11 protein-coding genes are annotated in these 11,691 nt (G+C 54.3%); 8 read left to right on the top strand and 3 right to left on the bottom strand.

Going from position 1 to position 11,691, the window contains the following annotated elements; all coding sequences use genetic code 11:
- Positions 1-14: 14 nt before the first annotated feature.
- Both yhjD and IV433_RS15360 read right to left on the bottom strand, forming a co-directional pair.
- Complete coding sequence (yhjD, locus tag IV433_RS15365) at positions 15-1,130, bottom strand: inner membrane protein YhjD (RefSeq protein ID WP_195814866.1); 1,116 nt, start codon at positions 1,128-1,130, stop codon at positions 15-17.
- Between the two features lie 84 nt (positions 1,131-1,214).
- Positions 1,215-2,114 carry a LysR family transcriptional regulator gene (locus IV433_RS15360; protein WP_195814865.1) on the bottom strand — a complete coding sequence of 300 codons (900 nt, stop codon included), beginning with the start codon at positions 2,112-2,114 and terminating at the stop codon, positions 1,215-1,217.
- Between the two features lie 125 nt (positions 2,115-2,239).
- Between IV433_RS15360 and IV433_RS15355 the strand changes: the two genes are divergently transcribed.
- A complete protein-coding gene (locus IV433_RS15355) occupies positions 2,240-2,998 on the top strand; it encodes an SDR family NAD(P)-dependent oxidoreductase (RefSeq protein ID WP_195814864.1) in 759 nt (252 codons plus the stop codon).
- A gap of 23 nt (positions 2,999-3,021) precedes the next feature.
- Here the strand turns inward: IV433_RS15355 and IV433_RS15350 are convergent, their stop codons facing one another.
- Positions 3,022-3,768, bottom strand: coding sequence for a flagellar brake protein (locus tag IV433_RS15350; RefSeq protein ID WP_195814863.1), 747 nt, complete (start codon positions 3,766-3,768; stop codon positions 3,022-3,024).
- A 270-nt stretch (positions 3,769-4,038) separates the two neighbouring features.
- Here IV433_RS15350 and IV433_RS15345 point away from each other — a divergent pair, with 270 nt between their 5' ends.
- The 7 genes from IV433_RS15345 (at position 4,039) to mqo (IV433_RS15315) (ending at position 11,628) form a co-directional block, all read left to right on the top strand.
- On the top strand, positions 4,039-5,097 hold the full coding sequence (locus IV433_RS15345) for a GGDEF domain-containing protein (protein ID WP_195814862.1): 1,059 nt from the start codon (positions 4,039-4,041) through the stop codon (positions 5,095-5,097).
- 91 nt (positions 5,098-5,188) lie between these two features.
- Complete coding sequence (locus tag IV433_RS15340; protein WP_165060829.1) at positions 5,189-5,767, top strand: cytochrome b; 579 nt, start codon at positions 5,189-5,191, stop codon at positions 5,765-5,767.
- A gap of 31 nt (positions 5,768-5,798) precedes the next feature.
- On the top strand, positions 5,799-6,341 hold the full coding sequence (locus IV433_RS15335) for a tetratricopeptide repeat protein (RefSeq protein WP_195814861.1): 543 nt from the start codon (positions 5,799-5,801) through the stop codon (positions 6,339-6,341).
- 43 nt (positions 6,342-6,384) lie between these two features.
- A complete protein-coding gene (locus IV433_RS15330) occupies positions 6,385-6,876 on the top strand; it encodes an RNA polymerase sigma factor (protein ID WP_305079899.1) in 492 nt (163 codons plus the stop codon).
- Positions 6,873-7,658, top strand: coding sequence for an anti-sigma factor family protein (locus tag IV433_RS15325; RefSeq protein WP_195814860.1), 786 nt, complete (start codon positions 6,873-6,875; stop codon positions 7,656-7,658). Before IV433_RS15330 ends, IV433_RS15325 begins: the two co-directional genes overlap by 4 nt.
- 302 nt (positions 7,659-7,960) lie before the next feature.
- Positions 7,961-9,604, top strand: coding sequence for a malate dehydrogenase (quinone) (gene mqo, locus IV433_RS15320; RefSeq protein WP_195814859.1), 1,644 nt, complete (start codon positions 7,961-7,963; stop codon positions 9,602-9,604).
- A gap of 371 nt (positions 9,605-9,975) precedes the next feature.
- A complete protein-coding gene (mqo, locus tag IV433_RS15315; protein ID WP_195814858.1) occupies positions 9,976-11,628 on the top strand; it encodes a malate dehydrogenase (quinone) in 1,653 nt (550 codons plus the stop codon).
- The last annotated feature ends 63 nt before the right edge of the window (positions 11,629-11,691 follow it).

Raw genomic sequence — 11,691 nt, 5'->3', positions numbered from 1 at the left:
CTATCTGGTGTTATTCACTGCTTTTTGGTTTCATTTTCAGAATTAACGGCGGTTATATGCATTTCATCTGGCACGATGAGGTCGTCAGGCGTGTATTCACTGTCGTTTCCCGACGCCGCTTTTGCGCCTTTTTTCCCATGATCGGGCATGACCGGGTCATCTTTGTATTTCGCGGTGGCAATCCACGCGGCAACAAACAACGTCAGGCGGGCGAAGAAATAGAAGAACGCCATCAGGCCAATGACCGAACCGAACGCCGCGCCGGAAGGCGAGGTGGCCAGTTTCGGCAGCGTCATGGTCATCACGAATTTAATCACCTCAAAGCCAATCGCCGCCAGCAACGTCCCGCGTAGCAGGGCTTTCTTGCGCGGTTTATGGCGCGGCAACATCCAGAAAATCCACAGGAACAGCAGATAGTTGGCCGCAATGGAAATCACCAGCGTAATACTGGTCATCACCGGCCTCAGCCACTCGATACCGCCTAGCCCCAGCGCATCCACAATGGTTTTTTGCGCCGCACCGGCAATAGACGTCAGCGACAGCGTGATGATCAGCGCCAGCACCAGCCCGGTCAGCGAAATAAAATCGCGAATGTAGCGGCGGTAAATCTTCTCCTGATCCTGCGGATTGCGTTCCCAGACGTCACGCGACTGCGCGCGGATCGCCTCGCGCAAATTTCCCATCCAGCTGATGCCGGAGTACAGCGCAATCAGCAGGCCGGATAACCCGACGGCGGTACGTTGCTGAATGGCAGTGTTGACCGTGCTTTTCAGCGTATTTGCCAGATTCGGGTCGCTGATGCTGTTCACGATTTTATTGATGAGACCGGCCAGCAGGTCCGGATTGGACGCCAGCACGAAACCCACGGCGGCGAAGGAAACCATCAGAATCGGGATCAGCGAGAGGAACGAGAAATAGGTGATCGCGGCACCAAACTGGCTACCCAGACGATCGTTGAAACGTTCCGTGGCCCGCAGCAAATGCGCGACCCAGCCCCAGGACTGAACGTGTTCCACCAGTCGCGAAAATCTGCCGATATTTTTATCCACCGTCGAATTGCCGGTTTTGATGTTAATCAGCGGAGCGGGTTTTTCCTGTTTTACCGGTTCTTGCTTAGAAATAATGGGCATTGATCCATGTTGTCCTTAAAAGTGCATCCAGCCTTAAGTATAGACGCCTGAGCCGTCCGGGCGATGTCCGGCGGGTTTAACCGCTCAGGCAATGAACGTTTGGGTGATTTCTGTCAGCCAGTCCATGAAGACTTTCACGCGCCGCGAAAGGTTCAGGCGGTGCGGATAAACCAGCGTCACGGGCATCGGCGGCGCGCGGAATTGCGGCAAAATACTCACCAGCTGGCCGCCCGCCAGCGCGTTACGCACACCAATCAGCGGCGCCTGAATAATTCCCAGACCGGCCAGACAGGCAGAAACATAGGTTTCCGTGCTGTTGACCGTCACCGCGCCGCCGCTTTTGACGGTTTTCACCTGCTTGCCGTCGAGATATTCAAACGCAGACGTATGGCTGCCGAGCGTTTGTTCGTAATGCACCATCGCATGCTGCGCCAGCTGATCGGGGTGATCCAGCGTGCCGTAGCGTTGCAGATAACCGGGGCTGGCGCAGTTAATCACGCTCAGATGCCCCAGCGGGCGGGCGATCAGGCCGGAATCCTTCAAAGTGCCGCTGCGCACCACGCAGTCAAACCCTTCGCGCACGACATCCACGCGGTGATCGGTGCTGCTCAGTTCGATTTCCAGTGCCGGATAGCGGTTCAGAAACTCCGCCAGACGCGGCAACACCAGATGCGTCGCCATGCCGACCGACATATCCACGCGCAACCGCCCGCTGATGCTCGCCGGGTTCGACTGAAACATCGATTCGAGTTCGTCCATGCTGGAAAGCAGTTCCTTGCAGCGCTGATAAAACACCTGACCGTCCTGCGTCAGCTGAACGCGGCGCGTGGAACGGTGCAACAAACGGGCGGACATGCGGATTTCCAGTTGCTGGACCAGCCGCGACACGCTGCCTTTGGGTAATCCCAGGCTTTCGGCGGCACGGGTAAAATTGCTCAGTTCCGCGACGCGAACGAAAACCTTCATTGATTGAATTTTATCCACATTTTGCCCGATTGTTGTTGGTTCTGAGACAGTGAAACTCATTATGGACTATTTATCATTACAACGGAGTCCAATAGGCTGTGTTTTAAACAACGAAAACGTACCAAAAGCCAATGAGGTCTGAAATGAATCGTAAAATCGCTATCGTAACCGGTGGGAGCCGTGGTTTAGGCCGGAATGCCATTGAAAAACTGGCGAAAAAGGGTGTTGATGTCATTTTCACTTACCACAGTCAGATTGACGCGGCGAAAGCCGTGGTGCAGACCGTGGAAGCTTCGGGCGGAAAGGCGGTGGCATTAGCGCTCAATACCGGCGAAACCGGATCGTTTGATGCGTTTGTGGCTGAGGTAAAAACGCAGCTTCAGCAGATCTGGCAGCGTGAGACTTTTGATTTTCTGGTCAACAATGCGGGCGTGGGGCTGCATGAAGCGTTCACCGACACCACCGAAGAGCAGTTTGACCTGATGATGAATGTCCACCTGAAAGGGCCGTTCTTCCTCACGCAAAAACTGTTGCCGCTGATGGCCGACGGTGGCCGTATTCTGAATATTTCCAGCGGTCTGGCGCGGTTTGCGCTGCCGGGTTCTTCGGCTTACGCCATCATGAAAGGCGCAATCGAAGTGCTGACGCGTTATCAGGCGAAAGAGCTGGGTGCGCGTGGTATCACCGCCAACGTTCTGGCGCCGGGAGCGATTGAAACGGATTTCAGCGGCGGAATGGTGCGTGATAATCCGCAGGTGAATCAGATTGTCTCCGCGAACACCGCGCTGGGGCGTGCCGGTTTGCCGGATGATATCGGCGGCATGGTAGCGCTGATGCTCAGCGATGAAGCGGGCTGGATGAACGCCCAGCGCGTAGAAGCGTCGGGCGGCATGTTTATCTGAGCCGTTTATCTCAGATCTGAACGTTAACTTTCCTGGAAACGTCTGGCTTTGAGATGCTGCTGTTTTTCCAGCTCGAAAATCGCCCGTTGCAGATCACGTTCCTGCGCGGGCGACAAATGCGGAAACCTAAAACTCAGCCGCTGCGTGCTGACCGTTTCGCCTTTGTTGCTGACAGATTTACGCGGCATCGAGCCGATGTATTGCAAATCCAGCTTGAACGAGCCGAGTTCCGCCAGCTGAATCAGCGAATCTTTCAGCACCGCGCCGGAAGCCATTTCCGGTGGCGTTGTGCCGTCAATTTCCAGCCCAAGACCGCCGAGAGAGATATCGCGCACGCGATAGGCAAACTCTGACGCATCCGGCAGTTTTCCGCTGCAACGGTAATCCGGCAGCCAGGGAACGTTCACGCGGAAATACTCGCGGCGCTGGATAAAATACAGGACGGGCGGAATATCGCAGGTAAACGTCGGCAAACCTTCGTACGTCACCTGACGTACCTGACCGCAGGCAAATTCCACTTTCGCACCGGTCGGTTCCGCGACAAAGTTCAGCGTCCCGGCATTAATCGCCAGGCCGTTTTCATAATCTGAGCTGCCCAGATCGAACAAAAACTGATGGTTATCAGAATCTACGTCCAAAATTTTACTGATAAATTGCCCGCGGGCGTGACTGACCATGACCAGCGTCTGGTTCTTCTTCAAGTCACGCAGTACGGACAAGATTGCCAGCGTGTTCCGCTTAGCAAACGACTCTCGGGATACTTCGCTCACCTGCCACACCTCTATATGCAATGATCACAAAATGTTCGTCCAGCCCTCGAAATAAAAAGTGCCTATTACGGATATCGGTTATTCAGAACAAAACTTTAATGTGCAATAACGGGTATTTTCTCCGGCTTAAGGTGAAATTCCGCCGAAGGCAGGCCGGAGTTTGTGCCGTCTTCACTTTATATATAGGCTATCTTTCACACTATCGAAGGTTATTTTCCGCCCCTGTCACGGATTTTTGTTGTCCGGTTCGCAGCGGGTTGCAGGAGTTGTATGGAACAAGTGATCAAGTCGCTGGATGCGCTTTACATTAATATTTGCGTGACTTACGCCAGCCTGGTGTTTTTCTATTTTTTCCTCAGCAGCGACAGCCCGCTCGGGCCGAACTCCCCACTCTACAAGCGAGTGTTGTTCGGGGTGCTCTGCGGTGCCGTGGCGGCTTTTCTGGATCGCGATTTGTTCCGCCTCAGCGACACGGTGTATTACAGCTTTGAGATGATCCCGCTGGTGATTTGCGTGTTCTACGTCGGCTGGTTCAGCGTGCTCTGCGGGTTTATGCTGAAATTTTTCCTCACCGGAATGTTCACTATCGATAACCTGTTTGTCGCGGTGATGATTGCGGGCATCTGCTATTTCAGGCCGTGGCGCGACAACAACATTCGTACCTTCGCTATCGCGACGTCGATAGTCCTGGTGATCCGGCTGATTGTCTCAGCCCCATACCTGAATTCCTGGGCGATTATCTGGAGTTCACTTGGCTACCAGCTGGTCACGCTTTTTTGCATGTTTATCTGCTACCACGGGCTGGGAGGTAAATTCCGTTACGTGCGCGCGTTTTTCCGCGAGAAAGAAAACTCGTCGATGGATTTCCTCACCAAAACCTTTAACCGCATGGGGCTGGAAGAGCACCTGAAAGCGGTGCAGAAAAACCACAGCGGATTCGGGCTGGCGATGCTGGATATCGATTTCTTCAAGAAAGTGAACGATACCTACGGGCATGCCATCGGCGATGAGGTGCTGGTGCGCGTGGCGAATGTGGCGCGGATGATGCTGCGAAAAGACGACGTTCTGGCGCGTTTTGGCGGCGAAGAATTTGTGATTCTGATTGCCAGCGGCAACACCTACGAATGCGTGAAATGCTGTGAGCGTATCCGCCGTGCGGTCGAAAGCACGGTCTTTATCAATGCCGACGGCGAACCTTTCAAGATTACCGTATCGCTGGGCGTGGCGAACTACCAGACGGGTAAAAGTTTGCAGGGAAATATCATTGTGGCCGACGGCGCGCTGTATCAATCCAAAACCAACGGACGCAACCGGACGACCAGCGTTTAACGATTTCTGAAAATTATTTTTTCCTCATACCGAATAAAAAGCGGTGCTCAGGTGTTTACCTCATATCGAACACTTACGGGCACCGTTTTTTATGCAAACTTCCACTTCTGTTTCCCGCCACCGTTACGACGGGCTGACCATTCTTCTGCACTGGCTGACGGCGCTGTGCGTCATTTTTCTGTTTGCCAGCGCGCATATCTGGGAAGTGCTTGAGCGCGGCACGCCGCTGCGCAAAGGGCTGCAATCCGTGCATATTTCTGTCGGGATTTTACTGGCGGCGATTATCCTCGGGCGTTTGCTCTGGCGTCTGTTTACGGTCAGCACCGGGCGCAGCAAACAGGAACCTGTCGCCATGCCGGTGATGATGAAAGCGGCGGCGCATCTGACCCATCTGGCGCTCTACATTTTGCTGGTCACGCAGATCGTGCTGGGCTTTTTGTTCCGCTGGTCGCAGGCCGAGCCCTTCTACTTCTTCGGGCTTTTCCCCATTCCTGACGTTTTCAACTTCGACAGCGTGATGACCCGAACCTTCGGCACGTTACACAACAACGTGGCCTGGGCGCTGATTGTTCTGGCGGGCGTACATGCGCTGGCCGCACTGTTCCATCACTACGTTCTCCGCGACGGCATTTTGCGCCGCATGCTGCCGGGCCGCGTCAGCCGCCCGTAAATAAACTCTCCCCTACAGGAAGACAAAAACTATGAAGACAAAAACAGTGATTCAGGCGTTGTCGGTGGTGTGTCTGGCGGGTAATTTGCTGATGTTCAGCGTCGCCGCGCACGCGATGGGTGATGAATCTGATGAGAAAAAAACGCCGGACTGCCCGAAAGGGCAAATCTACGACAGCAAAACCAAAAGCTGTATGGTGGACAAAGGCAGCATGATTTCCGATCAGGACAAAACCCAGTACGCCTATCATCTGGCGAAATCGGGCCGGTATCAGGAAGCGCTGACGGTGCTCGACACGCTGAAAGACCCGAACACCAAAGAAGCCTGGAACTATCGCGGCTACGCTACCCGCAAACTCGGGCGTACCGACGAAGGCATCAGCTATTATCAGAAATCTATCGCCATCGATGCGAATTACGCCAAAGTCCGGGAATATCTCGGCGAGGCTTATATGATTAAAGGGCGTCCCGATCTCGCGAAAGCGCAACTGGCGACCATCAAAGGCCTGTGCGGCACCGGCTGCGAAGAGTATCGCGATCTGAGCGCGGCTATCGACGGACATCCTGAATCCTGAAACGGGGAAACGCTAAATTTCACCCACCGACTTACGTCATGAACTGAGTCAGTGTCTGGCGCGTCTGTGGCGCTACGCGATGGTGTTATCGCGCAAGCCGGACGTGGCAGATGATCTGGTGCAATCGACCTGCGTGCGGGCACTTGAACGCTGCGCGCAGGTGGTTGATCGCGCCGGAGCCGATCGCTGGTTCTTTTCGATTCTGCACTCCATATGGGTCAACGAACTCAGGGCGCAGCACGTCCGTCAGGGGCAGGGATTTGTCGATGTCAGTGAAACAGACGTGCCCGCCGATGCGTTCTCTTTTGAAGACCGGCACTGGCATACGCAGGTGATGCAGCGGGTGAATGCCCTGCCGGAAGCCCAGCGGAACGCGGTGTTTCTGGTGTATGTCGAAGGTTTTACCTATCAGGAAGCGGCAATGACGCTGTCAGTGCCTATTGGCACCATTATGAGCCGTCTGGCGGCTGCCCGGCTTTCGCTGGCAAAAGACACCGGTTCCGGCGCTCAGCCACAACAGGGAGAGAAAAAATGACCCGCGAAATCCCGCCAGCGCCATTCTCCGATGAAGTTCTGGTCGCCTATCTCGATAACCGGCTGAGCGAAAATCAGCGGGCGCTGTTTGATACACGGCTCGCCGCAGACGACCTACTGGCCGGGCGTCTGGCGCAGATGGCGCGCAGCAATTTGCCTTTCCACGATGCGTTCGGGTCGATGTTACAGGACGCGCCGGTGGGGCGTTTGCAGGCAGCTTTGGATGCGATACCGGATGCACCGGTTGCCCGTTCGCGCGGATTCAGCCGCCGTGCGTTGCTGGCAGCGTCGGTCAGCTTTATGGCCGTCGGGCTGCTCGCCGGACGCTATTCCGCGCTGCTTTCCGGTGAATCTTCCAAAGACAACTGGCGCGATCGCGTGGCGGATTACATGTCGCTGTACACCGCGCAGACGCTGGCCGACGTGAATGACTCTGCTGAACAACAACAAATTCAGCTGGCGCGGGTGCATAAAACGATGGGCATCGGGCTCAGCCCGGCAGCGCTGGAAGTGCAGGGTGCTGAGCTGAAAAACGCCCGTATTTTGCATTACGACGACTACGATATTGCGCAGATCACTTACCTTGATGCGCGCTACGGGCCGATGGCGCTGTGCATTACCCGCAGCGAACACCGGGATAATACGGCGCAGGAAAGCGAAATTCGGCAGAAAATGAACGTCGTATACTGGCGCGAGGCGGGTTATAACTTCATGCTGATCGGCCACAGTCCCGCTGCCGTTATGGCCGCGCAGGCCGCGGCTTTGCGGGCTAATCTCGCCTGAATAGTTTCTCAGCGAAACTAACTTATGTAATTATTTAAAGTATTAAACTATTTTTAATGCACGTAACGACGATGTTAAATTGTTTACGAAATCTCGATAATATGAGTATTCGGTAACATTTGTGTGGTTGATTTGTCGTTGTTCACCGCGGTTTTCGTTACTCCCCATTATTGTCCTTTCAGACTCTGAGGAAATAATCGCTTATTTCCCCACCGCACCGGGTTGTTGATTTCGTTTATCCAGGGAATCTGGATAGCTTTCACCTGCAAAACTAAAACTAAACATTCAGAGAAACAGACGTCATGAGAAAGATACTCGCCATGATCCTCTGCCTTAACGTGGTTGCATTCAGCCAGTCAGCGTTCGCAGAAGATGAAAAGCCCGTTGATGTGTTACTGATCGGCGGCGGCATTATGAGCGCGACGCTGGGGACATACCTTCAGGAATTAGAGCCGGACTGGTCAATCGACATGGTCGAGCGTCTGGACGGTGTGGCGCTCGAAAGCTCCAACGGCTGGAACAACGCTGGTACCGGGCACTCTGCGCTGGCTGAAATGAACTACACGCCGGAAAAAGCCGACGGCAGCATCGACATTTCCAAAGCGGTCGAAATCAACGAATCCTTCCAGATTTCCCGCCAGTTCTGGACTTATCAGGTACAGAACGGCGTTCTGTACAACCCGCGTTCCTTCATCAACAGCACGCCGCACATGAGTTTTGTGTGGGGTGATGACAATATCAATTTCCTGCGTAAACGCTTCGCGGCGCTGCAACAAAGCACGCTGTTCCGTGGCATGGAATATTCAGAAGACCCGGCGCAAATCAAACAGTGGATCCCGCTGGTGATGGAAGGGCGTGACCCGAAACAGAAAATCGCGGCGACCCGTATTCCGATCGGCACCGACGTGAACTTCGGTGAAATCACCCGTCAGCTGGTAGCCTCGCTGCAGAAAAAACCAAACTTCTCGCTGAGCCTCGGTCATGAAGTGCGCGGTATCAAACGTAACCCGGATAACACCTGGAACGTGACGGTGGCTGATCTGAAAAATGACGGCAAAGAAAGCGTCATCAAGGCGAAGTTTGTCTTTATCGGTGCGGGCGGCGCGTCCCTGACCCTGTTGCAGGAATCCGGTATTCCTGAAGCGGATAACTACGGCGGCTTCCCGGTTGGCGGCCAGTTCCTGGTGACTGAGAACCCGGAAATCGTGAAACGCCATCTGGCGAAAGTGTACGGCAAAGCTGCCGTCGGCTCCCCGCCGATGTCCGTTCCGCACCTCGACACCCGTATTCTTGATGGTAAACAGGTTCTGCTGTTCGGGCCGTTCGCGACCTTCTCCAGCAAATTCCTGAAAAACGGTTCCCTGTGGGATCTGTTCGGCAGCGTCAATTTCTCCAACATCATGCCGATGACCCATGTGGGTATCGACAACTTTGATCTGGTGAAATATCTGGTCAGCCAGGTGATGTTGTCCGACGAAGACCGTTTCGATGCGTTGCGTGAATACTTCCCGGATGCGAAGAAAGAAGACTGGCGCTTGTGGGAAGCCGGTCAGCGCGTGCAGATCATCAAGAAAGATGAGAAAGAAGGCGGCGTTCTGCGTCTGGGCACCGAAGTGGTCAGCTCCAAAGACGGCAGCATTACCGCGCTGCTGGGCGCATCACCGGGCGCGTCTACCGCCGCACCGATCATGCTGCACCTGATGGAAAAAGTGTTTAAAGACAAAGTCGCCACACCGGAATGGCAGGCGAAACTGAAGGAAATCATCCCTTCTTACGGCACTGAGCTGAACGGCAACGTCGCCGCCACCGAGAAAGAACTGGGCGACACCAGCCGCGTTCTGATGCTGGACAACCCGCAACCCAAAGCGGCTGAACCGGCACCGGCGGCAGAGACAAATGCTGCACCGAAAAAAGAGCAAAAAGTCGTCGCTGACGTCGCGCTCTGATCGGATTTATTAAGCAGTGATTTTGAAGGCGCGGGAGACCGCGCTTTTTTTTTGTTTCTGCTTTCCACCCCTTTCCTGAAAATCCGATTTAGCACGAATAGCGCATTCTTTGTATGGCTCACATCCGCCTTAAAACCCTTTCAAACGCCTAAAAAACCCAGTCAGGCTGCGGGCTGTGAGAGAGATCACATCATCGGCTACCGTTTTTTTGAAACGTTAAATACTTTTTTAAAATATGTAGTGATAATGTTATATTCGTAGCCGTCATTTGAAAAAATGAAGTTTCAGTAACGATCCCGCGTGTTTTTTTGCTAATTTCTTGTTCGATAGTCTTAACAAAACAGAACCGAACATTTAGAGAAACAGACGTCATGAGAAAGATACTTGGTATGCTTCTCAACCGTGACTCACTGGGTGCCAGCGAGCCTGCGGCCGCAGAAGACGAAAAATCCGTTGATGTATTGCTGGTCGGCGGCGGAATTATGAGTGCAACGCTGGGGACGTATCTCCAGGAACTCGAGCCAGACTGGTCGATCCACATGATCGAACGCATGGATAGCGTGGCACAGGAAAGCTCCAACGGCTGGAACAATGCGGGCACCGGTCATGCGGCGCTGGCAGAAATGAACTACACCCCGGTGATGCCCGACGGTTCTGTCGATATCACGAAAGCTGTGGCGATCAACGAAGCCTTCCAGGTTTCCCGTCAGTTCATGGCGTATCAGGTGCAAAAAGGTGTGCTGAATAATCCGCGCTCATTCATCAACAGCGTGCCGCACATGAGCTTTGTCTGGGGCGATGAAAACATCGATTTCCTGCGCAAACGCTTCGCTGCGCTTCAGGAAAGCACCCTGTTCCGCGGAATGGAATATTCGGAAGACCCGGAGCAAATCAAACAGTGGATCCCGGCCGTCATGGATGGCCGTGACCCGAATCAGAAAGTCGCTGCGACACGCACCACGGCAGGCACGGACGTGAACTTCGGCGAAGTGACCCGTCAGCTGGTTGAAGCGTTACAAAAAAAATCCAACTTCACGCTGGCGAACGGCCAGGAAGTGCGCGATATCCAGCGCAACCGCGACAAGACCTGGCGCGTCACCATTACCGATCTGAAGCACAGCCACAAACATCACGTTGTGAATGCGAAATTCGTTTTCATCGGCGCGGGCGGTGCATCGCTGACGTTGCTGCAAAAATCCGGCATCCCGGAAGCGCGTGAATATGGCGGTTTCCCGGTCGGCGGTGAATTCCTGGTGACTGAAAATCAGGACGTGGTGAAGCGTCATCTGGCGAAAGTTTACGGCAAAGCCGCCGTGGGCGCGCCGCCGATGTCCGTTCCGCACCTCGACACCCGTATTATCGATGGCAAACAGGTTCTGCTGTTCGGGCCGTTCGCCACCTTCTCCAGTAAATTCCTGAAAAACGGTTCCCTGTGGGATCTGTTTGGCAGCGTGAACAGCTCCAACTTACTGCCGATGACGCACGTCGGCGTGGGTAATTTCGACCTGGTGAAATATCTGGTCGGGCAGGTCATGCTGAGCGATGAAGATCGCCATGCCGCGCTGAAGGAGTTTTTTCCGCAAGCCGAGCAGAAAGACTGGAAACGCTGGGTTGCCGGGCAGCGTGTGCAGGTCATCAAAAAAGATGGCAAGCACGGCGGCGTTTTGCGTCTGGGCACGGAAGTGGTCAGCGCGAAGGACGGCAGTATTGCGGCCTTGCTGGGCGCCTCTCCGGGCGCGTCCACGGCAGCGCCTATCATGATGAAATTGCTGGAAACGGTCTTCAAAGAGAAAGCCGCCAGTGCTGAATGGCAGGCGAAATTCCGCGAAATCATTCCGTCCTATGGCACAAAGCTGAACGGCAACGTGGAAGCGACCGAGAAAGAGCTGCTGGAAACCAGCCGCATTCTTGAACTGGAAACCCCGTCAATGAAAACGACGCCGGTTGCCGAAGTGATTCAGTTGCGCCCGCTTGAAGCTGAAGCCAAAGAAGAACCGAAACAGCCCGCGGATATCGCACTGTAAGTTCGGATCTCAGAAAAACAAAAACCGCCTTTTTTCAGGCGGTTTTTTTATGCTCATAATTCC

This window comes from Rahnella laticis, assembly GCF_015644585.1.
In the GTDB taxonomy this organism is placed as follows: Bacteria; Pseudomonadota; Gammaproteobacteria; order Enterobacterales; family Enterobacteriaceae; genus Rahnella; species Rahnella laticis.
This window is presented reverse-complemented; position numbering and strand designations above follow the sequence as displayed.

Excerpts from the sequence above, each read along its gene's own strand:
- IV433_RS15325 (WP_195814860.1), top strand. The coding sequence starts at position 6,873 with ATGACCCGCGAAATCCCGCCAGCGCCATTCTCCGATGAAGTTCTGGTC.
- yhjD (WP_195814866.1), bottom strand. The coding sequence starts at position 1,130 with ATGCCCATTATTTCTAAGCAAGAACCGGTAAAACAGGAAAAACCCGCT.
- IV433_RS15335 (WP_195814861.1), top strand. The coding sequence starts at position 5,799 with ATGAAGACAAAAACAGTGATTCAGGCGTTGTCGGTGGTGTGTCTGGCG.
- mqo (WP_195814859.1), top strand. The coding sequence starts at position 7,961 with ATGAGAAAGATACTCGCCATGATCCTCTGCCTTAACGTGGTTGCATTC.
- IV433_RS15345 (WP_195814862.1), top strand. The coding sequence starts at position 4,039 with ATGGAACAAGTGATCAAGTCGCTGGATGCGCTTTACATTAATATTTGC.
- IV433_RS15340 (WP_165060829.1), top strand. The coding sequence starts at position 5,189 with ATGCAAACTTCCACTTCTGTTTCCCGCCACCGTTACGACGGGCTGACC.
- IV433_RS15355 (WP_195814864.1), top strand. The coding sequence starts at position 2,240 with ATGAATCGTAAAATCGCTATCGTAACCGGTGGGAGCCGTGGTTTAGGC.
- mqo (WP_195814858.1), top strand. The coding sequence starts at position 9,976 with ATGAGAAAGATACTTGGTATGCTTCTCAACCGTGACTCACTGGGTGCC.